At 66.7% G+C, this 23007-nt stretch carries 29 protein-coding genes and 1 pseudogene; all 30 read right to left on the reverse strand.

The features are described 5' to 3' along the window. Window positions 1-205: 205 nt before the first annotated feature. Entirely contained in the window at window positions 206-667 is a 462-nt protein-coding gene (locus AB0G16_RS35955; RefSeq protein WP_362815120.1) for a DUF1707 domain-containing protein, read from the reverse strand. Window positions 668-699: 32 nt separating this feature from the next. Beyond that, window positions 700-1518 carry a type I methionyl aminopeptidase gene (map, locus tag AB0G16_RS35960; protein WP_362815122.1) on the reverse strand — a complete coding sequence of 273 codons (819 nt, stop codon included), beginning with the start codon at window positions 1516-1518 and terminating at the stop codon, window positions 700-702. A gap of 136 nt (window positions 1519-1654) precedes the next feature. Beyond that, the gene (locus AB0G16_RS35965; protein WP_362815124.1) at window positions 1655-2305 is read right to left on the reverse strand and encodes an adenylate kinase; all 651 of its coding nucleotides are present in this window, start codon (window positions 2303-2305) and stop codon (window positions 1655-1657) included. Then, window positions 2305-3624 (reverse strand): preprotein translocase subunit SecY, encoded by a 1320-nt coding sequence (gene secY, locus AB0G16_RS35970; protein ID WP_362815126.1) that lies wholly within the window; start codon window positions 3622-3624, stop codon window positions 2305-2307. Before secY ends, AB0G16_RS35965 begins: the two co-directional genes overlap by 1 nt. Window positions 3625-3804: 180 nt before the next feature. Continuing rightward, window positions 3805-4260: a 50S ribosomal protein L15 gene (gene rplO / locus AB0G16_RS35975; protein WP_362815128.1), complete on the reverse strand. Its 456-nt coding sequence runs from the start codon at window positions 4258-4260 to the stop codon at window positions 3805-3807. A 2-nt stretch (window positions 4261-4262) separates the two neighbouring features. Continuing rightward, on the reverse strand, window positions 4263-4445 hold the full coding sequence (rpmD, locus tag AB0G16_RS35980) for a 50S ribosomal protein L30 (RefSeq protein WP_012887849.1): 183 nt from the start codon (window positions 4443-4445) through the stop codon (window positions 4263-4265). 3 nt (window positions 4446-4448) lie between these two features. Further along, a complete protein-coding gene (rpsE, locus tag AB0G16_RS35985) occupies window positions 4449-5081 on the reverse strand; it encodes a 30S ribosomal protein S5 (protein WP_344890012.1) in 633 nt (210 codons plus the stop codon). Window positions 5082-5142: 61 nt separating this feature from the next. Next, a complete protein-coding gene (gene rplR / locus AB0G16_RS35990; protein ID WP_344890014.1) occupies window positions 5143-5526 on the reverse strand; it encodes a 50S ribosomal protein L18 in 384 nt (127 codons plus the stop codon). Between the two features lie 2 nt (window positions 5527-5528). Beyond that, window positions 5529-6071, reverse strand: coding sequence for a 50S ribosomal protein L6 (rplF, locus tag AB0G16_RS35995; protein ID WP_329089952.1), 543 nt, complete (start codon window positions 6069-6071; stop codon window positions 5529-5531). A 17-nt stretch (window positions 6072-6088) separates the two neighbouring features. Beyond that, window positions 6089-6487 (reverse strand): 30S ribosomal protein S8, encoded by a 399-nt coding sequence (gene rpsH / locus AB0G16_RS36000; RefSeq protein WP_362815132.1) that lies wholly within the window; start codon window positions 6485-6487, stop codon window positions 6089-6091. A 144-nt stretch (window positions 6488-6631) separates the two neighbouring features. Next, complete coding sequence (locus AB0G16_RS36005; RefSeq protein ID WP_012887844.1) at window positions 6632-6817, reverse strand: type Z 30S ribosomal protein S14; 186 nt, start codon at window positions 6815-6817, stop codon at window positions 6632-6634. A gap of 2 nt (window positions 6818-6819) precedes the next feature. Next, window positions 6820-7398, reverse strand: coding sequence for a 50S ribosomal protein L5 (rplE, locus tag AB0G16_RS36010; RefSeq protein WP_362815134.1), 579 nt, complete (start codon window positions 7396-7398; stop codon window positions 6820-6822). A 164-nt stretch (window positions 7399-7562) separates the two neighbouring features. Continuing rightward, window positions 7563-7799: pseudogene (gene rplX, locus AB0G16_RS36015) on the reverse strand (50S ribosomal protein L24); the annotation flags it as partial. An 8-nt stretch (window positions 7800-7807) separates the two neighbouring features. Then, complete coding sequence (rplN, locus tag AB0G16_RS36020) at window positions 7808-8176, reverse strand: 50S ribosomal protein L14 (protein ID WP_012887841.1); 369 nt, start codon at window positions 8174-8176, stop codon at window positions 7808-7810. 179 nt (window positions 8177-8355) lie between these two features. Next, window positions 8356-8646, reverse strand: coding sequence for a 30S ribosomal protein S17 (gene rpsQ / locus AB0G16_RS36025; protein WP_362815136.1), 291 nt, complete (start codon window positions 8644-8646; stop codon window positions 8356-8358). Further along, window positions 8639-8875: a 50S ribosomal protein L29 gene (gene rpmC / locus AB0G16_RS36030; protein WP_030912909.1), complete on the reverse strand. Its 237-nt coding sequence runs from the start codon at window positions 8873-8875 to the stop codon at window positions 8639-8641. Before rpmC ends, rpsQ begins: the two co-directional genes overlap by 8 nt. Next, window positions 8875-9294, reverse strand: a complete 420-nt coding sequence (gene rplP / locus AB0G16_RS36035; RefSeq protein WP_362815138.1) for a 50S ribosomal protein L16 — start codon at window positions 9292-9294, stop codon at window positions 8875-8877. The genes rpmC and rplP overlap by 1 nt, the downstream gene beginning before the upstream one ends. 2 nt (window positions 9295-9296) lie before the next feature. Further along, a complete protein-coding gene (gene rpsC, locus AB0G16_RS36040; RefSeq protein ID WP_362815140.1) occupies window positions 9297-10184 on the reverse strand; it encodes a 30S ribosomal protein S3 in 888 nt (295 codons plus the stop codon). Then, window positions 10184-10537 (reverse strand): 50S ribosomal protein L22, encoded by a 354-nt coding sequence (rplV, locus tag AB0G16_RS36045; protein ID WP_344890035.1) that lies wholly within the window; start codon window positions 10535-10537, stop codon window positions 10184-10186. Before rplV ends, rpsC begins: the two co-directional genes overlap by 1 nt. A gap of 119 nt (window positions 10538-10656) precedes the next feature. Further along, window positions 10657-10935, reverse strand: a complete 279-nt coding sequence (gene rpsS / locus AB0G16_RS36050; RefSeq protein WP_012887835.1) for a 30S ribosomal protein S19 — start codon at window positions 10933-10935, stop codon at window positions 10657-10659. 11 nt (window positions 10936-10946) lie between these two features. After that, window positions 10947-11783, reverse strand: a complete 837-nt coding sequence (rplB, locus tag AB0G16_RS36055; protein WP_362815143.1) for a 50S ribosomal protein L2 — start codon at window positions 11781-11783, stop codon at window positions 10947-10949. A 91-nt stretch (window positions 11784-11874) separates the two neighbouring features. Further along, window positions 11875-12177, reverse strand: coding sequence for a 50S ribosomal protein L23 (gene rplW / locus AB0G16_RS36060; RefSeq protein WP_030912923.1), 303 nt, complete (start codon window positions 12175-12177; stop codon window positions 11875-11877). Then, window positions 12177-12824 carry a 50S ribosomal protein L4 gene (rplD, locus tag AB0G16_RS36065; RefSeq protein ID WP_362815145.1) on the reverse strand — a complete coding sequence of 216 codons (648 nt, stop codon included), beginning with the start codon at window positions 12822-12824 and terminating at the stop codon, window positions 12177-12179. Before rplD ends, rplW begins: the two co-directional genes overlap by 1 nt. Beyond that, on the reverse strand, window positions 12821-13474 hold the full coding sequence (gene rplC, locus AB0G16_RS36070; RefSeq protein WP_362815147.1) for a 50S ribosomal protein L3: 654 nt from the start codon (window positions 13472-13474) through the stop codon (window positions 12821-12823). Before rplC ends, rplD begins: the two co-directional genes overlap by 4 nt. A gap of 14 nt (window positions 13475-13488) precedes the next feature. Continuing rightward, window positions 13489-13797 carry a 30S ribosomal protein S10 gene (rpsJ, locus tag AB0G16_RS36075; protein ID WP_030912931.1) on the reverse strand — a complete coding sequence of 103 codons (309 nt, stop codon included), beginning with the start codon at window positions 13795-13797 and terminating at the stop codon, window positions 13489-13491. A gap of 339 nt (window positions 13798-14136) precedes the next feature. Further along, window positions 14137-15330 (reverse strand): elongation factor Tu, encoded by a 1194-nt coding sequence (gene tuf, locus AB0G16_RS36080; protein ID WP_362815149.1) that lies wholly within the window; start codon window positions 15328-15330, stop codon window positions 14137-14139. Between the two features lie 201 nt (window positions 15331-15531). Next, a complete protein-coding gene (gene fusA, locus AB0G16_RS36085) occupies window positions 15532-17631 on the reverse strand; it encodes an elongation factor G (RefSeq protein ID WP_362815151.1) in 2100 nt (699 codons plus the stop codon). A 36-nt stretch (window positions 17632-17667) separates the two neighbouring features. Next, the gene (rpsG, locus tag AB0G16_RS36090) at window positions 17668-18138 is read right to left on the reverse strand and encodes a 30S ribosomal protein S7 (protein ID WP_012887827.1); all 471 of its coding nucleotides are present in this window, start codon (window positions 18136-18138) and stop codon (window positions 17668-17670) included. Between the two features lie 2 nt (window positions 18139-18140). Then, window positions 18141-18512, reverse strand: a complete 372-nt coding sequence (gene rpsL, locus AB0G16_RS36095) for a 30S ribosomal protein S12 (protein ID WP_012887826.1) — start codon at window positions 18510-18512, stop codon at window positions 18141-18143. Window positions 18513-19040: 528 nt separating this feature from the next. Further along, window positions 19041-22928, reverse strand: a complete 3888-nt coding sequence (locus AB0G16_RS36100; protein ID WP_362815153.1) for a DNA-directed RNA polymerase subunit beta' — start codon at window positions 22926-22928, stop codon at window positions 19041-19043. Between the last annotated feature and the right edge of the window lie 79 nt (window positions 22929-23007).

The raw sequence follows: 23007 nt of genomic DNA on the forward strand, positions 1-23007 counted from the left end.
CGGCCGAGGCGGTCGCCGCGGGGGCGGAGGCCACTCCGGCGGCCAGCGAACCGGCCAGCGCGGCACCGGCGAGGGCGGTACGGATCATGCTCATGATGTCTTCCTCCTGTGAGGCGGGGTCCTGCCGTTCGGACACCGCTCACGTTAGGAAGATTCAATGCCTTCTTCTGCGGAGGAATGCACATTCAAGCCGCAGAATGCACTATTACGGCTTTTCCGGCTTTTGTGACTGCTTGACGCCGTAGACGATCGTCGAGACCAACAGCACCACGCCCCAGGGACCCATCACCCACAGCGGCCAGGGGTAGGGGAAGTCGAACCCGGAGGTGAAACCGATGATGAGCCAGATCATCCAGTTGATGCCGCTGGCCATCCCCCAGGCGGCCCAGGCGGCCCCCAGGCCCTTGTCCGCCCCCGACGGGCTCTTGGCGGGGGTGGCACGCTGCGGGGCCTTGGAGGGGGTCTCGGGGAGGCTGCGCAGGTCCACCTCGGGAAGGTCGGAGGTGAGGGTGGCCAACTCCCCGTAGGTCTTGCTGGTGTAGAGCTGCTCCAGGCGCTCGTCGAACTCCTCGGTGGTCAGGCGCCCCTGGGCGTAGTGCTCCCGCAGGACCGAGGCGACCTTGTCACGGTCCCCGTCGGAGGCGCGCATCTCAGGGCCAGACGGCATGTCAACCACATCCACTCAGCACCGGGCCCGAACTAGCCCGCGTCTCCCAACAGGTCGGCAAGCCGCGCCTCTCCCCCGTCGAGCGCGGTCAGTACCCACGGACCATTATGTGTCACGGCGACGCTGTGTTCGAAGTGCGCGGACATCTTCCCGTCGACCGTCACCACGGTCCAGTCGTCGGCCAGCACCTTGGTCCGATCCGTCCCCAGGTTGACCATGGGTTCGACGGCGAAGCACATGCCGGGCTCGAACTTCGGCCCTCTTCCCGGTTTTCCGTGATTGGCCACCCAGGGGTCCATGTGCATCTCGGTGCCGATGCCGTGCCCCCCGTACTCCTGCGGGATGCCGTAGCGCCCCTGGGAGCGGACGTACCTCTCCACCTCGTGGCCGATGTCGGAGAGGTGGCGGCCCACGGTGAGCGCGGCGATGCCCCGCCACATGGCCTCCTCGGTGACCCGCATCAGCTCGGTCAGCTCGGGGGCCACCTCGCCGACCGGGACCGTCACGGCCGAGTCGCCGTGCCAGCCGTCCAGGATGGCGCCGCAGTCGATCGAGATGATGTCGCCCTCCCGCAGCTTGCGGCGGTCGCTCGGGATGCCGTGCACGACCTCGTGGTTGACCGAGGCGCAGATCGTGGCGGGGAAACCCTGGTAGCCCTTGAACGAGGGGATCGCCCCCTCTCCCCGGATGGCCTTCTCGGCGATCGCGTCGAGGTCCAGGGGCGTCATACCCGGCTGGACGCATCCGCGCAGCAGGTTCAGGGTCCTGCCGACCACCAGACCGGCCGCCCGCATCTTGTCGAGCTGCTCGGGCGTCTTCATCTGAATTCCGTGCTTGTTCTTCTTGAACAACCTGCACACCCCCTGGGGTGATTCAACGGGCGGATCGGGACCCCAATTCCCCCGATTCTGCCCTAAATGACAGCACGCCACCCATGGCAACCCATGGGTGGCGTGCGGGGCGCATATACCGCGTCCGACGGTGCCGTCAGCCTGCGTAGGGGCTCAGAGCCTCCATCGCACGCCGGGTGACCTCCTCCACCGGACCGGTGGCGTCCACGCCGACCAGGATGCCCTCGCCGGCGTAGAAGGAGACCAGGGGAGCGGTCTGCTCCTGGTAGACCTCGAGGCGGTGCCTGACGGTCTCCTCCTTGTCGTCGTCGCGCTGGTAGAGCCGTCCGTCGCAGGCGTCGCAGACGTCGTCCTTCTTGTCGTCGAAGTCGACGTGCCAGATACGGCCGCACTGACTGCACGTACGGCGTCCGGCGAGCCTGCGCACGACCTCCTCGTCGTCGACCACGAGCTCCAGGACGAGGTCCAGGGCCGCTCCGAACTCGGCGAGGATCTTCTTCAGGATCTCGGCCTGGGGCACGTTCCTGGGGAAGCCGTCGAGCAGGAAACCGTCCTGCGCGTCCTTCTCGGCGAGACGGTCGCGGACCATCGCGATCGTGACCTCGTCGGGCACGAGGTCACCGCGGTCCATGTATTCCTTGGCAAGCTTGCCGAGCTCCGTGCCGCCCGAGACGTTGGCGCGGAAGATGTCACCTGTCGAAATCTTCGGGATCGACAGGTTCGATGCGACGAACTGGGCCTGTGTCCCCTTACCCGCTCCGGGGGGCCCGACCAGGACGAGGCGCACTACTTCAGGAAACCTTCATAGTTACGCTGCTGCAGCTGGCTCTCGATCTGCTTCACGGTGTCGAGGCCGACACCAACCATGATCAGAATGCTCGTCCCTCCGAACGGGAAGTTCTGACTCGCGCCGACGAGCGCCAGCGCGACGATCGGCACCATGGAGATCAGGCCCAGATACAGCGCGCCGGGAGCGGTGAGTCGCGTGAGCACGAAGTTCAAGTACTCAGCCGTCGGGCGCCCCGGGCGGATGCCCGGGATGAACCCACCGTACTTCTTCATGTTGTCGGCGACCTCAACGGGGTTGAAGGTAATCGACACGTAGAAGTACGTGAAGAAGACGATCAGCAGGAAGAACGTGATCATGTACGTCGGGGTGGTGCCGCCGCCGCCGAACTCCTGGGAGATCCACTGGATGATCGGGTGCGGCTCGCTCTGCGTGTTCGTGAAGAGCGTGGTGATCAACTGCGGCAGGTACAGCAGCGAGGAGGCGAAGATGACCGGGATGATGCCGGCCTGGTTGACCTTGAGCGGGATGTAGGTGGAGGTCCCCCCGTACATCCGGCGGCCGACCATGCGCTTGGCGTACTGCACCGGGATGCGGCGCTGGGCCTGCTCCACCATCACGACCAGGGCGATCATCGCGATACCGACGACGATGACCACGGCGAAGACGAAGCCGCCCTTCTGGCGGGCGATGTTCAGCAGCTCGGACGGGAAGACCGCGATGACCTGCGTGAAGATCAGGATCGACATGCCGTTGCCGATGCCGCGGTCGGTGATCAGCTCGCCCAGCCACATGACGACGGCGGTGCCGGCGGTCATGGTCAGCACCATCGTGACGATGGCGAAGACGTTGTCCTTGTCGAGCAGGATCTCCTCGCGGCACTGCGGGAACAGCTGTCCGCTGCGCGCCAGCGCCACGAAGGCGGTCGACTGGAGAACGGCCAGCCCGACCGTGAGGTAACGGGTGTACTGCGTGATCTTCGTCTGCCCGGCCTGCCCCTCCTTCTTGAGGGCCTCAAGCCGCGGGATCACCACGACGAGCAGCTGCAGGATGATACTCGCGGTGATGTAGGGCATGATGCCGAGGGCGAACACTGAAAGTTTCAGAAGCGCGCCACCGCTGAACAGCTGCACCATTCCGTAGATGTTGCCCGCGTCCCCCGCTTGCGCCTGGGTGAGACAACGACTGATGTTCTCGGTATGCACACCCGGGGTAGGCAGAACCGATCCAAGTCGGAACAGCGCGATGATGCCCAAGGTGAAGAGCAACTTCTTACGCAGGTCCGGCGTACGGAACGCTCGGGTGAATGCGGTCAGCACGGTCCCTCCTGCGCGCCTGAAAGGCGAGGTCGGTCAGCGATGGTGCGGGGGTGTTCCATCTTTGCCATATCCAGTCAATGAGCCCGTGGAAATGAGTCGAGGCCCACTGTCCAGCGAACTCTAACGCACTACGGGCGCGGGAGCCCATTGCTGAGCCCCCGCGCCACGTGATGATGACACCTACAGCTCGGAGACGGAGCCCCCGGCAGCAGCGATCTTGTCCTTCGCGGACGAGGAGAACGCGTGCGCCTCCACGTTCAACGCCACGGACAGCTCGCCGGTTCCCAGAACCTTGACGAGCTGGTTCTTGCGCACCGCGCCCTTGGCGACGAGCGTCTCCACGGTGACGTCGCCACCGTCGGGGAACAGCTCGCCGAGCCTGTCGAGGTTGACGACCTGGTAGGTCGTCTTGAACAGGGCGTTGGAGAAGCCCTTCATCTTGGGCAGGCGCCGCTGCAGCGGGACCTGACCACCTTCGAAGCCCAGGGGAACCTTGTTCCTGGCCCTCGTGCCCTTGGTGCCACGACCCGAGGTCTTGCCCTTGGACGCCTCGCCGCGGCCCTTGCGGACCTTCGACTTGTTGGCGCCGGGGGCCGGACGCAGGTGGTGGATGCGGAGCGGAGTGTTCTCTGCCATGTCTAGTCGACCTCTTCCACGGTGACGAGGTGCGTCACCACGGTGACCATGCCACGGATCTCCGGGCGGTCCTCCTTGACGACGACGTCACCGATTCGCTTCAGACCGAGCGAGCGCAGCGAGTCACGCTGGTTCTGCTTGCCGCCGATCTTCGAGCGGACCTGGGTGATCTTCAGGCGTGCCATCGGTTAGCTCACCGCCTTCGCGGCCGCGGCCTCCGCGAGGCCCTCGGCGCGAGCCTTGAGCATCGCCTTGGGAGCGACGTCCTCGATCGGCAGGCCACGACGGGCGGCGATCTCCTCGGGCCGGCTGAGGCCCTTCAGAGCCGCCACGGTGGCGTGCACGATGTTGATCGGGTTGTCCGAGCCGAGCGACTTGGACAGCACGTCGTGGATGCCCGCGCACTCCAGCACGGCGCGCACCGGGCCACCGGCGATGACGCCGGTACCGGGCGAGGCCGGACGCAGGAAGACGACGCCCGCGGCCTCTTCGCCCTGCACGATGTGCGGGATGGTGCCCTGGATACGGGGGACCCTGAAGAAGTTCTTCTTGGCCTCCTCGACACCCTTGGCGATCGCCGCGGGCACCTCCTTGGCCTTGCCGTAACCGACGCCGACCATGCCGTTGCCGTCACCGACGATGACGAGGGCGGTGAAGCTGAAGCGACGACCACCCTTCACGACCTTGGCCACTCGGTTGATCTTCACAACGCGCTCGATGTACGAGACGCCCTTGTCAGCGTTGCCACCGCGGCGGTCGTCACGACGACCGTCACGCCGCTCGCCACCGGCGGCGCCACCGCGACGCGGAGCTCCAGCCATTAGTGGTTCCTCTTCTCATTCGTAAGACGGGCCATCGGTTGCGGTCCTCGGAAAGGAGTCATCAGAACTCCAGTCCGCCTTCGCGGGCGCTCTCCGCGAGCGCCGCGATACGGCCCGCGTAGCGGTTGCCACCCCGGTCGAACACGACCGCGGTGATCCCGGCCGCCTTGGCCCGCTGAGCGAGAAGCTCGCCGACCTGCTTGGCCTTGTCGGTCTTGGCGCCGTCCGCCGAACGCAGCGAGGAGTCCATGGTGGACGCGCTCACCAGCGTGTGGCCCTGGGCGTCGTCGACGATCTGCACGAAGAGGTGCCTCGTGGAGCGGTTGACGACCAGGCGCGGACGCGTGGCCGTGCCGACCACCTTCTTGCGGACTCGGCCGTGGCGGCGGGCCCGCGAGACGGCGCGGGCGGCCGTGTGCTTGCCGAACGCAGTCTTGCCAGCCATGCCTACTTACCAGCCTTTCCGACCTTGCGGCGGATAACTTCACCCTGGTAACGCACACCCTTGCCCTTGTACGGGTCGGGCTTGCGCAACTTGCGGATGTTCGCGGCGATCTCGCCGACCTTCTGCTTGTCGATGCCGTCCACGTGGAACAGGGTCGGCCGCTCGACGCGGAAGGTGACGCCCTCGGGGGCGTCGACGATCACCGGGTGACTGAAACCGAGAGCGAACTCGAGCTGAGTCGGGCTCTTGGCCTGGACGCGGTAACCGACGCCGACGATCTCCAGGGTCTTGGAGTACCCCTGGGTCACACCGGTCACCATGTTGGCGACCAGGGTGCGGGACAGGCCGTGCAGCGCACGGACCTTGTTCTCGTCGTTGGGGCGGGTGACGGAGAGGTTCCCGTCGTCGCCCTTGGCGATCGCGATGGGTTCCGCGACCGTGTGTGAAAGCGTGCCCTTAGGACCCTTGACCGTGACGTCCCGGCCGTCGATGGCGACGTCCACTCCGTTCGGTACGGGGATGGGCAGCCGTCCGATTCTTGACATGCTGTTCGTTCTCCCCTCTACCAAACGAAGGCGAGGACTTCCCCGCCCACTCCACGCTTGCCGGCCTGCTTGTCCGTCATGAGACCGCCGGACGTCGAGATGATCGCGACGCCCAGTCCACCCAGGACTCGGGGCAGGTTGTCCTTCTTTGCATAGACCCGCAGACCGGGCTTGGAAACCCGGCGCAGGCCCGCGAGCGACCGCTCACGGCTCGGCCCGAACTTGAGCTCCACCACGAGGTTCTTTCCGACCTTGGCGTCTTCGACGCTCCAGGCCTGGATGTATCCCTCCTGCTGGAGGATCTCGGCGATGTGCGCCTTGATCTTCGAGTACGGCATCGCCACGCTGTCGTGGTACGCCGAGTTCGCGTTTCGCAGACGCGTCAGCATGTCTGCGATCGGGTCGGTCATCGTCATGGCCGGTGGCCTTCCTCACCGCGGTTTCCACAGGGGACCTACGGTGCGGTCATGGGCGCTTCGATCAGCGCCCGGTGAGTATCGAGATTCTATGTGGGGCCGGAGACCGCGCGGACCCGTGGGGTCACGGGACCGCGCGGAGCGCTACCAGCTCGACTTGGTGATGCCGGGCAGCTCGCCCCGGTGCGCCATCTCGCGGAAGCAGATGCGGCACAGGCCGAACTTCCTGTAGACGGCGCGGGGACGGCCACAGCGCGAGCAGCGGGTGTAGGCCCGGACCTCGAACTTGGCCTTGCGAGCAGCCTTGACCTTGAGCGACGTCTTCGCCATGATCAGGCCTCCTTGAACGGGAATCCGAGCTGCTTCAGCAGCGCCCGGCCCTGGTCGTCGGTCTTAGCGGTGGTCACGACCGTGATGTCCATGCCCCGCTGACGGTCGACCTTGTCCTGGTCGATCTCGTGGAACATGACCTGCTCGGTGAGACCGAAGGTGTAGTTGCCGTTGCCGTCGAACTGCTTGGGCGACAGGCCCCGGAAGTCACGGATACGGGGCAGCGCCAGCGAGAGCAGCCGGTCGAGGAACTCCCACATCCGGTCGCCGCGGAGCGTGACGTGCGCGCCGATCGGCATGCCCTCGCGCAGCTTGAACTGGGCGATGGACTTGCGGGCGCGGACGACCGCCGGCTTCTGACCGGTGATCACGGTGAGGTCGCGGACGGCGCCTTCGATCAGCTTCGAGTCGCGCGCGGCCTCGCCGACGCCCATGTTCACCTTGATCTTGGTGATCGTGGGCACCAGCATGATGTTCTCGAACCCGAACTCCTCGTTCAGCTTCGCGATGATCTCTTCGCGGTAGCGCTGCTTGAGGCGCGGAAGGGCCCGCTGCTCGTTCTCGGTGGTGTTCGCGGTCATCACTTGTCCTCACCCGTCTGGCCGGAGGCGGCCTGGGCCGGCTCGGTCTCGGCGGGCTTGTCGTCCTTGGCGGGCTCGGCCTCGTCCTTGGCGTCCTTGACGTCCTTGGTCTCCTTGGACGCCTTGGAGGACTTGGCGGGCTTCGCCTCGTCCTTGGGCTTGGCCTCGTCATCCTTGAGCTTCTTGACGTTGCTCACGTGGATGGGGGCCTCCATGGTCTGCACGCCGCCGCTCTTGGCACCGCGCGGACCCTGGTTGGTCTCCTTGGAGTGCTTCTTGACCATGTTGACGCCCTCGACCACCACGCGCTCGTCACGCGGGTGGGCGGCGATCACGCGGCCCTTGGCGCCCTTGTCCTTGCCGGCGATGACCAGCACCAGGTCGCCCTTTTTGACGTGCAGCTTCGGCATTACAACACCTCCGGCGCGAGCGAGATGATCCGCATGAACTTCTTGTCACGCAGCTCACGTCCGACGGGACCGAAGATGCGAGTGCCTCGCGGGTCGCCGCTGTCCTTGATGATGACGGCGGCGTTCTCGTCGAAGCGGATGTAGGAGCCGTCGGGCCGGCGGCGCTCCTTGACAGTGCGGACGATGACGGCCTTGACCACATCGCCCTTCTTCACGGTGCCGCCCGGGATGGCGTCCTTGACCGTGGCGACGATGATGTCGCCGATTCCCGCGTAGCGCCGGCCCGAACCACCGAGCACACGGATGCAAAGGACTTCCTTCGCACCGGTGTTGTCGGCGACCTTGAGCCGCGACTCCTGCTGGATCACTTGAACTCCTGTTTGTCTCGCCGGTTCTCACCCTCGGGTGAGCCTTGCGGAACCTGCTGGGTCTTGGTCCTGCGACCACAGCCCTGACGGACCGCGGCCGAGGCGGGGCGGAGATCGCTCCGCCCCCTTGGACGCCGTCGTGGGGGGTGACACCCGTCACCCCCCACGAGGCGTGTGGCCTACTTGGCCTTCTCGAGGATCTCGATGACGCGCCAGCGCTTGCTGGCCGACAGCGGCCGGGTCTCCATCAGGAGAACGCGGTCGCCGACGCCGCAGTCGTTGGCCTCGTCGTGCGCCTTGTACTTGGTCGTCCTGCGGATGACCTTGCCGTACAGGGGGTGCTTGACGCGGTCCTCGACGGCGACCACGACGGTCTTGTCCATCTTGTCACTGACGACCAGACCCTCGCGGGTCTTGCGGTAGTTCCGCGCCTTGGTCGTGCTGTCCGTGCTCTCTACGGCCTCAGCCATCGATCGACTCCTTCTCTACCGTGACGATTCCGAGCTCCCGCTCGCGCATCACCGTGTAGATACGGGCGATCTCGCGGCGAACGGCGCGCAGCCGCCCGTGGCTCTCCAACTGGCCGGTCGCGGCCTGGAAGCGGAGGTTGAACAGCTCCTCCTTGGCTTCCTTCAGCTTCGTGACCAGGGTGTCCTGGTCCTCCACCCGCAGCTCACCGGCGGTCAGGCCCTTAGCCATCACGCCTCACCCATTTCACGCTTGACGAACCGGCACTTCATCGGCAGCTTGTGCATCGCACGCCGCAGGGCCTCGCGAGCCACCGGCTCGGCGACACCCGACAGCTCGAACATGATGCGGCCGGGCTTGACGTTGGCGATCCACCACTCCGGCGAACCCTTACCGGAACCCATGCGGGTCTCGGCCGGCTTCTTGGTGAGGGGACGGTCCGGGTAGATGTTGATCCAGACCTTTCCGCCACGCTTGATGTGACGGGTCATCGCGATACGAGCCGACTCGATCTGGCGGTTGGTCACGTAGGAGTGCTCAAGCGCCTGAATGCCGAACTCGCCGAACACGACCCTGGTGCCGCCCTTGGCGGCGCCGTGACGGTCGGGCCGGTGCTGCTTGCGGTGCTTGACCCTGCGCGGGATCAGCATGGTCAGCTCCCTTCAGCACCCGGCTGCGCAGCCGGGCCGGTCTCGGGGGCGGCCTGCGAGGCCGCCTCGTTCCTGGGTGCGGACGGGGCCGCGGCGCGGTCACCACGACCGGCACCGGCGCCACCGCCACGACGGGCGCCACCGGCGCCGCCACGACGGGGACGGTCGCCGCCGCCGCCACCGGCACCGGGGCCACGACGGTCGTCGCGGTCACGGCGCTGGCCGGCACGGGCACCGGCCGCGGCCGCCTCGCGCTCGGCGCGGCTGGTCGGAGCCTCACCCTTGTAGATCCACACCTTCACGCCGATGCGGCCGAAGGTGGTGCGGGCCTCGTACAGGCCGTAGTCGATGTCCGCGCGGAGCGTGTGCAGGGGCACGCGGCCCTCGCGGTAGAACTCCGAACGGGACATCTCGGCGCCGCCGAGACGGCCCGAGCACTGCACCCGGATGCCCTTGGCGCCGCTCTTCATCGCCGACTGCATCGCCTTGCGCATGGCGCGGCGGAACGAGACACGGCTGGAGAGCTGCTCGGCAACACCCTGGGCGACGAGCTGAGCGTCGATCTCAGGGTTCTTGACCTCGAGGATGTTCAGCTGGACCTGCTTCTTGGTCAGCTTCTCGAGGTCACCGCGGATCCGGTCCGCCTCGGCGCCGCGGCGGCCGATGACGATGCCCGGACGGGCGGTGTGAATGTCGACCTGTACCCGGTCGGTGGTCCGCTCGATCTCCACCTTGGAGATGCCGGCCCGCTCCATGCCCTTCTTGAGCATTCGGCGGATCGCCACGTCCTCGGCCACGTACGACTTGTAGAGCTTGTCGGCATACCACCGGCTCTTGAAGTCGGTCGTGATGCCGAGGCGGAACCCGTGCGGGTTGACCTTCTGACCCACTAGCGGGTCCTCCCCTTCGGCTCGCGGGACTCCACGATCACGGTGATGTGGCTGGTCCGCTTGTTGATCCGATAGGCGCGACCCTGGGCGCGGGGACGAAACCGCTTCAGCGTCGGGCCCTCGTCGACCCAGGCACGGCTCACGAAGAGCGTCTCCCGGTCGAGCTTGAAGTTGTGCTCCGCGTTGGCAATGGCGCTGGACAGCACCTTGTACACGGTCTCGCTCGCCGACTGGGGAGCGAACTGCAGCACGGCCTGCGCCTCCGAAGCGGGCAGCCCGCGAATGAGGTCCACCACGCGGCGGGCCTTCATGGGCGTGTGGCGCGCGAACCGCGCCTGAGCCCTGGCTTCCATCGCTTACTCCTCTTACCTTCTGCTTCGTGTCGGTCGGGTCCGTCTTGCCCGGTGGTGACCGGTACGGCTCTCGCCGTCCGGTCGTCTGCGGGCGGGACGAGCCCTCCCTGTGAGGCGCTTTATCGCCGGCTGCGGCGGTCTTCCTTGACGTGGCTGCGGAAGGTTCGCGTCGGGGCGAACTCACCGAGCTTGTGGCCGATCATCGACTCGGTGACGAACACCGGGACGTGCTTGCGGCCGTCGTGAACGGCGATCGTGTGGCCGAGCATGTCGGGCACGATCATGGAGCGCCGCGACCACGTCTTGATGACGTTTTTGGTGCCCTTCTCGTTCTGGACATCCACCTTCTTCTGAAGGTGGTCGTCCACGAAGGGACCCTTCTTGAGGCTACGTGGCATTTTGGCTGCTCCTACCGCTTCTTCCGCTTGGTACGACGGCGGATGATCAGCCGGTCGCTGGCCTTGTTCGCCGCACGAGTACGACCCTCGGGCTTGCCCTTGGGGTTGACGGGGTGACGACCGCCGGAGGTCTTACCCTCACCACCACCGTGCGGGTGGTCGACCGGGTTCATCGCGACACCGCGGACGGTGGGGCGCTTGCCCTTCCACCGCATGCGTCCGGCCTTACCCCAGTTGATGTTCGCCTGCTCGGCGTTGCCGACCTGGCCGATGGAGGCCCGGCAGCGGACGTCGACCTGGCGCATCTCACCGGAGGGCATACGCAGCGTGGCGTACTGACCCTCCTTGGCCAGGAGCTGGATCTGCGCGCCGGCGGACCGGCCCAGCTTGGCGCCGCCGCCCGGACGGAGCTCCACCGCGTGGATGAAGGTACCGGTCGGGATGTTGCGCAGCGGCAGGCAGTTGCCCGGCTTGATGTCGGCCGTGGGGCCGTTCTCGATGTTGTCGCCCTGCCGCAGGCCGGTCGGGCAGAGGATGTAGCGCTTCTCCCCGTCGGCGTAGTGCAGCAGCGCGATACGGGACGTGCGGTTCGGGTCGTACTCGATGTGAGCGACCTTGGCCGGGATCCCGTCCTTGTCGTGACGCCGGAAATCGATGATCCGGTAGGCGCGCTTGTGGCCACCGCCCTGGTGACGGGTGGTGACACGGCCGTGGACGTTACGGCCACCCTTGCTGTGCAGGGGTGCAAGCAGCGACTTCTCGGGCGTGCTGCGCGTGATCTCGGCAAAGTCCGAGACGCTGGCGCCGCGGCGACCCGGGGTCGTCGGCTTGAGTTTACGGATGCCCATCTTTTTCGTTCATCCTTCGTCGGTTAATCCGGTCGAATGCCCCTCACCGGCTGGTGAGGGGCTTTCTCCCTGTACGTACTGAGCGAGCGCGTCAGCCGATCTGACCGAAGATGTCGATCCGGTCTCCCTCGACCAGGCTGACGATCGCCCGCTTGGTCGCGGGGCGCTGGCCGTAGCCGAACCTGGTCCGCTTGCGCTTGCCCTGGCGGTTGATGGTGTTGACGCTGGCCACCTTGACACCGAAGATCTTCTCTACGGCGATCTTGACCTGCGTCTTGTTGGCCGTCTTCCGCACCAGGAACGTGTACTTGTTGTGCTCGTCGATCAGGCCGTAGCTCTTCTCGGAGACCACCGGCTTGATGATGATGTCGCGCGGGTCGGCGATCTTCTCCATCAGGCGTCTTCCTTCCCGCTCTTGCTCAGGCGGGCCACGACCTGGTCGTAGGCCGCCTGGGTGAAGACGACGTCGTCGTAGCAGAGCACGTCGTAGGTGTTGAGCTGCCCGGCGTCCAGCAGGTGGACCTCGGGGGCGTTGCGCAGGCTCAGCCAGGTGAGCTCGTCACCCTCGTCGACCACGACGAGGACGCTACGGGCCTTGGTGATCCTGCGAAGCGACTCGAGAGCCGCCTTGGTCGCCGGGGTCTCCCCCGAGACGAAACCGCTGACCACGTGAACGCGGCCACCGTTCGCCCGGTCGGACAGGGCGCCGCGCAGGGCGGCGGCCTTCATCTTCTTGGGAGTCTTCTGCGAGTAGTCCCGCGGAACCGGGCCGTGGACGACGCCACCGCCGGCGAACTGCGGGGCGCGGGTCGAGCCCTGACGGGCGCGGCCGGTGCCCTTCTGGCGGTACGGCTTCTTGCCGCCGCCCCGGACCTCACCACGGGTCTTGGCCTTGTGGGTGCCCTGCCGGCGAGCGGCGAGCTGGGCCACGACGACCTGGTGGATCAGCGGGATGTTGACCTTCGTGCCGAAGATGTCCTCCGGCAGGTCGACGGTCCCGGCCTTGCCCCCGCTCACGTCGAGGACGTCAATGGTGCTCACTTGGCAGCCCCCTTCTTGGCGGCGGTGCGGACCAGGACCAGGCTGCCGTTGGCGCCGGGGATCGCACCCTTGATCAGGATGAGGCCCCTCTCGGCGTCGATGGCGTGAACCTTGAGGCTCTGGACGGTCGTGCGGACGTTGCCCATCCGGCCGGCCATGCGCACGCCCTTGAAGACGCGGCCCGGGGTGGCGCAGCCACCGATGGAACCCGGCGAGCGGTGCTTGCGCTGCGTACCGTGGGAGGCGCCCAGGCCCTTGAAGCCGTGGCGCTTCATGACGCCGGCGAAGCCCTTGCCCTTGCTCTTGCCCGTCACGTCGACGAACTGGCCGGCCTCGAAGGTGTCGGCGGAGAGCTCCTGGCCCAGGGTGTAGTCACCGGCGTCATCGGTACGGATCTCCGCGAAGTAACGGCGCGGGGTGATGTCGTGCTTGCGCAGGTAGTCGCCGAGCGGCTTGTTGACCTTCCGTGGGTCGACCTGCCCGAAGCCCAGCTGAACGGCGGAGTAGCCGTCCTTCTCGGGGGTACGGACGCGGGTCACGACGCACGGACCGGCCTCGACGACGGTCACCGGGACCATCCGGTTGTCCGCGTCGAAGACCTGGGTCATGCCGAGCTTCTTGCCCAGGACGCCCTTGATCTGCTTAGCCATGTCAGTGCGTTCCCTCAGAGCTTGATCGAGATGTCGACGCCGGCCGGAAGGTCGAGCCGCATGAGCGAGTCGACGGTCTTGGGCGTCGGGTCGATGATGTCAATGAGCCGCTTGTGCGTGCGCATCTCAAAGTGCTCGCGGCTGTCCTTGTACTTGTGCGGCGAGCGGATGACGCAGTACACGTTCTTCTCGGTCGGCAGCGGCACCGGGCCCGCGACCTTGGCGCCAGTCCGTGTCACCGTCTCGACGATCTTCTTGGCCGAAACGTCGATGACCTCGTGGTCATAGGCCTTGAGCCGAATGCGGATCTTCTGTCCCGCCATAATGGCCTCGGTGTCCTTCGCTGTCGTCTGAAAAAGTTACGTGCGGCCTGTTGCCGCTGTGCTTGCGGGGCGGGTCCGCCTCACGGCGTCCCCTCCACCTCGTACGGAATCCCGTGTCCCCCGTCGGAGGGGGCGTTCTCCGTACGTCTCCCACGTAGCAGACGCTGTGAGTCCGCGCTTTCTTCCGTGATCTGGCAGTCACTTCGGCAGATTTTCCGGCCGAAGCCACTGCGAGATCACGGTTCGTGGGTCCTGCAGGGTCCGCGCCCTGCGGCGCGGGCCCCTCGTGGCGCGGCGGCCGGTCCCGTTGTGGAGGCCGGCCGCCACTCCGCGATCGTACTACTTGAGGATCTTGGTCACTCGACCCGCACCGACGGTGCGGCCACCCTCACGGATGGCGAACTTGAGACCGTCCTCCATCGCGATGGGCTGGATGAGCTGGACGTTCATCTCGGTGTTGTCGCCCGGCATGACCATCTCGGTGCCCTCGGGGAGGTTCACCACGCCGGTCACGTCGGTGGTGCGGAAGTAGAACTGCGGGCGGTAGTTGTTGAAGAACGGGGTGTGGCGGCCGCCCTCGTCCTTGCTCAGGATGTAGACCTGGGCCTCGAACTCGGTGTGCGGGGTGGTCGTGCCCGGCTTGATGATGCACTGGCCGCGCTCGACGTCCTCGCGCTTGATGCCACGGAGGAGCAGACCGACGTTGTCGCCCGCCTGGCCCTCGTCGAGCAGCTTGCGGAACATCTCGACACCGGTGACCGTGGTGGTGGTCTTGGTCTCCTTGATGCCGATGATGTCGACGGTCTCGTTGACCTTGACGACACCGCGCTCGATACGGCCGGTCACGACGGTGCCGCGGCCGGTGATCGAGAAGACGTCCTCGATCGGCATCAGGAACGGCTTCTCGGTCTCACGGGTGGGCTCGGGGACGTTCTCGTCCACGGCGGTCATGAGCTCGATGATCGAGTCGCCCCACTTGGTGTCGCCCTCGAGCGCCTTCAGCGCCGAGACGCGGACGACCGGCAGGTCGTCGCCGGGGAACTCCTGGGCCGAGAGGAGCTCGCGGACCTCGAGCTCGACGAGCTCCAGGATCTCCTCGTCGTCCACCATGTCGGACTTGTTGAGGGCCACGACGATGTAGGGGACGCCGACCTGGCGGGCCAGGAGGACGTGCTCCTTCGTCTGCGGCATCGGACCGTCGGTGGCGGCGACCACGAGGATCGCGCCGTCCATCTGAGCCGCACCGGTGATCATGTTCTTCACGTAGTCGGCGTGACCGGGGCAGTCCACGTGGGCGTAGTGGCGCTTCTCGGTCTGGTACTCGACGTGCGCGATGGAGATCGTGATACCACGAGCCTTCTCCTCGGGCGCCTTGTCGATCTTGTCGAACGGGGTCGCCTCGTTGAGGTTCGGGAAACGCTCGTGGAGCACCTTGGTGATCGCCGCGGTCAGAGTGGTCTTGCCGTGGTCGATGTGCCCAATGGTGCCGATGTTTACGTGCGGCTTGGTCCGCTCGAACTTGGCCTTGGCCACTGCTCTCTCCTTAGAGATTCTGACGTGACTTGCGTCTTCAAATACGGATGCCGGACCGGATCGCCCCGCACCCCTCCGGTGGCGGGGCGGCGATCTCCTCGCCTCCCCGCACCCGGAACGGATGCCGAGCTATTCGCCCCGCACCCTCCGGTGGCGGGGTGGCGATCTCCTCGCCTCCCTGCACCCGGAACGGATGCCGAGCTATTCGCCCCGCACCTTGGCGACGATCTCCTTGGCGATGTGCGCGGGCACTTCCGCGTAGGAGTCGAACTGCATGCTGTAGCTCGCGCGTCCCTGCGTCTTGCTACGGAGGTCTCCCACGTAGCCGAACATCTCGGAGAGCGGCACGAGCGCCTTGATGATGCGAGCACCGGAGCGCTCGTCCATCGCCTGGATCTGCCCGCGGCGACCGTTGAGGTCGCCGATGACGTCACCCATGTAGTCCTCGGGCGTGGTGACCTCGACGGCCATCATGGGCTCCAGGATTACGGCGTCCGCCCTGCGCGCGGCCTCCTTGAAGGCCATCGAGCCAGCGATCTTGAAGGCCATTTCGGACGAGTCCACCTCGTGGTAGGCACCGTCCTGCAGGGTGACCTTGACCCCGACCATGGGATAGCCGGCCAGGACACCGAACTCGGCCGCCTCCTGGGCACCGGCGTCGACCGAGGGGATGTACTCCCTCGGGATACGACCACCGGAGACCTTGTTGGAGAACTCGTAGCCGTCGTTGCCCTCGCCCAGCGGCTCGATGTCGATGATGACCTTGGCGAACTGGCCCGAACCACCGGTCTGCTTCTTGTGGACGTAGTCGACCTTCTCCACCTTGCGGCGGATGGTCTCCCGGTAGGCCACCTGAGGCCGGCCGATGTTGGCCTCGACCTTGAACTCGCGGCGCATCCGGTCGACGAGGATCTCCAGGTGGAGCTCGCCCATACCCCAGATGACCGTCTGCCCGGTCTCGTCGTCACGGCGGACCTGGAAGGACGGGTCCTCCTCGGCCAGCCGCTGGATCGCGGTGCCCAGCTTCTCCTGGTCGCCCTTGGTCTTGGGCTCGATGGCGACGCTGATGACCGGCGCCGGGAAGTTCATCGACTCCAGGACCACGGGGTGAGCCGGGTCCGACAGGGTGTCACCGGTGGTGGTGTCCTTCAGGCCCATCACGGCGACGATCTGACCGGCGACCGCCGACGGGCGCTCCTCGCGCTTGTTGGCGTGCATCTGGTAGATCTTGCCGATCCGCTCCTTGCGGCCCTTCACCGAGTTGACCACGGCGGTGCCGGTCTCGAGCGTGCCCGAGTAGATGCGGATGTAGGTGAGACGGCCCAGGTGCTGGTCGCTCATGATCTTGAAGGCGAGCGCGGAGAAGGGCTCGTTCACGTCGGCGTGACGCTCGATGATCTCCTCTTCCTTGCCGACCGCGTGGCCCTTGAAGGCCGCGATGTCGATCGGGGCGGGAAGGTAGGCGACGATCGCGTCGAGCAGGGGCTGGACGCCCTTGTTCTTGAACGCGGTGCCGGTCAGGACCGGGTTGATGACGCTCTTCAGCGTGGCGCGGCGGATGGCCGCGACCAGCTGCTCCTCGGTGGGCTCGACACCCTCCAGGAAGAGCTCCATCAGCTCGTCGTCGTTCTCGGAGACCGTCTCGACGAGCTTGTCACGCCACTCGCGGGCGGCCTCGGCGTGCTCCGCCGGGATCTCCACGGTCTCGTACATCTCGCCCTTGGCCGCCTCGGCGCTCCAGAGCAGGCCCTTCATCTTGACCAGGTCGATGACGCCCTTGAAGTCGGCCTCGACGCCCCAGGGAAGCTGGATGACGGCGGGGGTCGCGTTCAGACGGCTGACCATCATGTCGACGCAGCGGTGGAACTCCGCGCCGACCCGGTCCATCTTGTTGACGAAGCAGATCCTGGGTACTTCGTAGCGGTCGGCCTGACGCCAGACCGTCTCGGACTGCGGCTCGACACCGGCGACGCCGTCGAACACGGCGACGGCACCGTCGAGGACGCGGAGCGAGCGCTCCACCTCGATCGTGAAGTCCACGTGGCCCGGCGTGTCGATGATGTTGATCGTGTGGCCGAGCCATTCGCAGGTGGTGGCAGCGGAGGTGATGGTGATACCACGCTCCTGCTCCTGCTCCATCCAGTCCATCGTGGCTGCGCCCTCGTGGACCTCACCGATCTTGTAGTTGATACCGGTGTAGAACAGGATGCGCTCGGTCGTCGTGGTCTTGCCCGCGTCGATGTGGGCCATGATCCCGATGTTTCGGACCTTGGCCAGGTCAAGAGCGGTCGTGGTGGCCACTTCTCTCGCGTCCTCGTCGTCTCGTCGAACCCGCTGTTACCAGCGGTAGTGGGCGAAGGCCTTGTTGGACTCGGCCATCTTGTGGGTGTCCTCGCGCTTCTTGACGCTTGCGCCGAGGCCGTTGCTGGCGTCGAGCAGTTCGTTCATGAGGCGCTCGGTCATGGTCTTCTCGCGGCGGGCGCGGGAGTACTGCACCAGCCAGCGCAGGGCCAGGGTGGTGCTGCGCGCCGCGCGCACCTCGACCGGGACCTGGTAGGTCGCGCCACCGACACGGCGGCTGCGGACCTCAAGGGTGGGCTTGACGTTGTCCAGCGCGCGCTTGAGGGTGACGACCGGGTCGTTGCCGGTCTTCTCCTTGGCACCCTCGAGGGCGCCGTACACGATGGACTGGGCGATGGAGCGCTTGCCGTCCAGGAGCACCTTGTTGATGAGAGCGGTGACCAGGGGCGAGTTGTGAACCGGGTCGGCCATGAGCTGACGACGGCCAGGAGAACCCTTGCGAGGCATTCCTACTTCTCCTTCTTCGCGCCGTAACGGCTACGGGCCTGCTTGCGGTTGCGGACACCCTGGGTGTCGAGCGAACCACGGATGATCTTGTAGCGAACACCCGGGAGGTCCTTCACACGACCACCACGGACGAGCACGATGGAGTGCTCCTGGAGGTTGTGACCGACACCGGGGATGTAGGCCGTGACCTCGATGCCGTTGGTCAGCCGGACACGCGCCACCTTGCGGAGGGCGGAGTTCGGCTTCTTCGGGGTCGTGGTGTAAACGCGCATGCAGGTGCCGCGTCGCTGAGGGCTGGCCTTGAGCGCCGGGGTCTTGGTCTTGGTGACCTTGTCCTGGCGGCCCTTGCGGACCAGCTGCTGAATCGTGGGCACCGCGTCTCCGTTCGTGCTAGCCGGTTATTCGAATGTGGTGCATTTGCAGGTACTGCCGGTGTCATGACCTGCGGTTCTTCCAGCTCCTCCGACCCACGCGTTCGGGCGTGTCGCGGGGTGTCGCGCCACTCCCGGTCAAGGCCGGTCCGGTGGAGGAGGCCACGCGGCGCCTCTGCCGACTCCTCAGATGGGAAACCGTCGACGCGCACGCATGAGGACCCACGAAGACATGGGCACGAAGGGAAAGACTACCCAGCCCAGTGCGACACGTCAAAACGGCCGCACTCACCGGGCGCCGTCACACGCGCTCGCATTCGTGCCCTGACTCCCGCGACCGGTTTCCGACCGATCGCGTCCGGGTCCATGTCGAGTTTACCCGGCCCCGGACACTTCTCCGGCCGTTCTCCGCATTGCGGTACGGCCCCGGCCGTGACGTCCGGGCAAAAGGAACGGCGCCCGGCCCCCTTCGCGGGGACCGGGCGCCGTCTCGGCCACTGGAGCGGGCGTGCCCGCTCCAGTGGCCGTACCTCAGCGGTTGTACTGACCGAAGTCGTACTCCTCCAGCGGCACGGCCTCGCCGGAGCCCGAGCCGAAGGTGTAGTCGGCCGCGGAGCCGTCGTAGCCGCCGACCGTGTACATCGCGGCCTTGGCCTCCTCGGTGGGCTCGACCCGGATATTGCGGTACTGGGGCATGCCCGTACCCGCCGGGATGAGCTTTCCGATGATGACGTTCTCCTTGAGACCGAGCAGCGAGTCCGACTTGGCGTGGATCGCCGCGTCGGTGAGCACCCGGGTGGTCTCCTGGAAGGACGCCGCCGACAGCCAGGACTCGGTGGCGAGCGAGGCCTTGGTGATGCCCATCAGCACCGGGCGTCCCGAGGCCGGCGTGCCGCCCTCGGCCACGCACTCGCGGTTGATCCGCTCGAAGCGCGGCCGCTCGACGAGCTCACCGGGCAGCATGTCGGCGTCGCCGGACTCCAGCACGTTCACGCGCTTGAGCATCTGCCGCACGATGATCTCGATGTGCTTGTCGTGGATCGACACACCCTGGGAGCGGTAGACCTGCTGGACCTCCGCCACGAGGTGCAGCTGCACGGCGCGGGGGCCGAGGATCCGCAGCACCTCGTTGGGGTTGACCGCACCGGCGATGAGCTGCTGGCCGACGCCGACCCGCTGCCCGTCGGAGACGAGCATGCGCGACCGCATCGACACCGGGTACGCGACCTCCTCGGAACCGTCGTCCGGGACGACCACGATCTTCCGCGTCTTGTCGGTCTCGTCGACGCGGACCCGGCCCTCGGCCTCGCTGATCGGGGCGACGCCCTTGGGGACGCGCGCCTCGAAGAGCTCCTGGACACGGGGCAGGCCGTGGGTGATGTCGGCGCCCGCCACACCACCGGTGTGGAAGGTCCGCATCGTCAGCTGGGTGCCGGGCTCGCCGATCGACTGGGCGGCGATGATGCCGACCGCCTCGCCGACGTCCACGAGCTTGCCGGTGGCCAGCGAGCGGCCGTAGCAGGTGGCACAGACACCGATCTTGGCCTCGCAGACGAGGGCGCTGCGGGTCCTGACGGTCTCGATGCCGGCCTCGACCAGCGCGGTGACGTGGGCGTCGTTGATGTCGACGCCCATCTGCACGACGACCTTGCCGTCGACCTCCACGTCCTCGGCGAGGATGCGGCCGTGCACGTTGCTCTCGGCGTTCTCCGCCTTGACCAGGTTGCCCTGGGCGTCGCGGTCGGCGACGTGCAGCGGCACGGCCCGGTCGGTGCCGCAGTCGATCTCGCGGACGATGACGTCCTGCGCCACGTCCACCAGACGACGGGTCAGGTAGCCGGAGTCGGCGGTCCGCAGCGCGGTGTCCGCCAGACCCTTCCGCTGGCCGTGGGTGGAGATGAAGTACTCCAGCACCGACAGGCCCTCGCGGAACGAGGCCTTGATCGGACGCGGGATCGTCTCACCCTTGGTGTTGGACACCAGGCCGCGGATGCCGGAGATCTGCCGGACCTGCATCAGGTTCCCTCGGGCGCCCGACTGGACCATCATCCAGACCGGGTTGGTCTTCGGGAACGCCTTCTGCATGTCGTCGGTCACGTCACTGGTCGCGTGCGTCCAGATCTCGATGAGCTCCTGACGGCGCTCCTCGTCCGTGATCAGGCCGCGCTCGTACTCCCGCTGGACCTTGTCGGCCCTGCGCTCGTACGTCTCCATGATGTCGGCCTTGTTCGGCGGCGCGATGACGTCCTCGATGGAGATCGTCACACCGGCCCTGGTCGCCCAGTAGAAGCCGGCGTCCTTGAGGGCGTCGAGCGCCGCCGCGACCTCGACCTTGGGGTACTTCTCGGCGAGCTCGTTGACGATGACCGAGAGCTGCTTCTTGCCGACCTGCGAGTTCACGTACGGGTAGTTCGCCGGCAGTGTCTGGTTGAACAGGCACCGGCCCAGGGTGGTCTCCAGGCGGTAGGTCTCGCCCGGCTCCCAGCCCTCGGGGGCGGTCCACTCGCGGGGCGGCGGGACGTCGCCCTTCATCCGGATCTGGATCAGCGACTGGATGTCCAGCTCGCGGCGGTCGAAGGCCATGAGCGCCTCCGACACCGAGCCGAAGACCCGGCCCCTGCCCGCGCCGTTCTCGTCCTCGTCCTTGAGCGTGGTCAGCGAGTACAGGCCGATGATCATGTCCTGGGTGGGCATGGTCACGGGCTTGCCGTCGGCCGGCTTGAGGATGTTGTTGGTGGACAGCATCAGGATGCGGGCCTCGGCCTGCGCCTCGGCCGACAGCGGCAGGTGCACGGCCATCTGGTCACCGTCGAAGTCCGCGTTGAACGCGGTGCACACGAGCGGGTGGATCTGGATGGCCTTGCCCTCGACCAGCTGCGGCTCGAAGGCCTGGATGCCCAGGCGGTGCAGGGTGGGCGCGCGGTTGAGCAGCACGGGGTGCTCGGTGATGACCTCTTCGAGGACGTCCCACACGACCGGCCGGGCACGCTCGACCATCCGCTTGGCCGACTTGATGTTCTGCGCGTGGTTCAGGTCCACCAGGCGCTTCATCACGAACGGCTTGAACAGCTCCAGCGCCATCTGCTTGGGCAGGCCGCACTGGTGCAGCTTCAGCTGCGGGCCGACGACGATGACCGAACGGCCCGAGTAGTCGACGCGCTTGCCCAGCAGGTTCTGGCGGAACCGGCCCTGCTTGCCCTTCAGCATGTCGCTGAGGGACTTCAGGGGACGGTTGCCGGGCCCTGTGACCGGGCGGCCGCGGCGGCCGTTGTCGAACAACGCGTCGACGGCCTCCTGGAGCATCCGCTTCTCGTTGTTCACGATGATCTCGGGGGCTCCGAGGTCGAGAAGGCGCTTGAGGCGGTTGTTCCGGTTGATCACCCGGCGGTACAGGTCGTTCAGGTCCGAGGTCGCGAACCGGCCACCGTCGAGCTGCACCATGGGGCGCAGGTCCGGCGGGATGACCGGGATGCAGTCCAGGACCATGCCGTTGGGCGAGTTGCGGGTGTTCAGGAACGCCGAGACGACCTTGAGGCGCTTGAGCGCGCGGGCCTTCTTCTGGCCCTTGCCGCTGCGGATCGTCTCGCGGAGGTTCTCGGCCTCCAGGGCGAGGTCGAAGTTGGTCAGCCTCTCCTGGATGGCCTGGGCGCCCATGCCACCGCGGAAGTAGCGGCCGAAACGGTCGCGCATCTCGCGGTAGAGCAGCTCGTCACCCTCGAGGTCCTGGACCTTGAGGTTCTTGAAACGGCTCCAGACCTCGTCCAGCCGGTCCAGCTCGCGCTGGGCCCGGTCGCGAAGCTGCCGCATCTCGCGCTCGGCACCCTCACGGACCTTGCGGCGCTGGTCGCCCTTGGCACCGGCGGCCTCCAGCTCGGCCAGGTCGGTCTCCAGCTTGCGCTGGCGGGCCTCGATGTCGGAGTCACGGCGCTGCTCGACGTGCTGCCGCTCGACGGAGATCTTCGCCTCCAGCGACGGCAGGTCGCGCTCGCGCATCTCCTTGTCGACATGCGTGATCATGTAGGCCGCGAAGTAGATGACCTTCTCCAGGTCCTTCGGGGCCAGGTCGAGCAGGTATCCCAGACGGGACGGGACGCCCTTGAAGTACCAGATGTGCGTGACCGGAGCGGCCAGCTCGATGTGGCCCATCCGCTCGCGGCGCACCTTGGCACGGGTCACCTCGACGCCGCAGCGCTCACAGATGATGCCCTTGAAGCGGACGCGCTTGTACTTGCCGCAGTAGCACTCCCAGTCCCGGGTGGGGCCGAAGATCTTCTCGCAGAAGAGTCCGTCCTTCTCGGGCTTGAGCGTGCGGTAGTTGATGGTCTCGGGCTTCTTGACCTCACCGTGCGACCACTGGCGAATGTCGTCGGCGGTCGCGAGGCCGATCCGAAGCTCGTCGAAGAAGTTGACGTCGAGCACTTGTAATCCCCCTCAGCTTCTAGATCAGACCTCTTCGACGCTGCTCGGCTCGCGCCGGGACAGGTCGATGCCGAGCTCC

The organism is Streptosporangium sp. NPDC023615 (genome assembly GCF_040640155.1).
Classification (GTDB): Bacteria; Actinomycetota; Actinomycetes; order Streptosporangiales; family Streptosporangiaceae; genus Streptosporangium.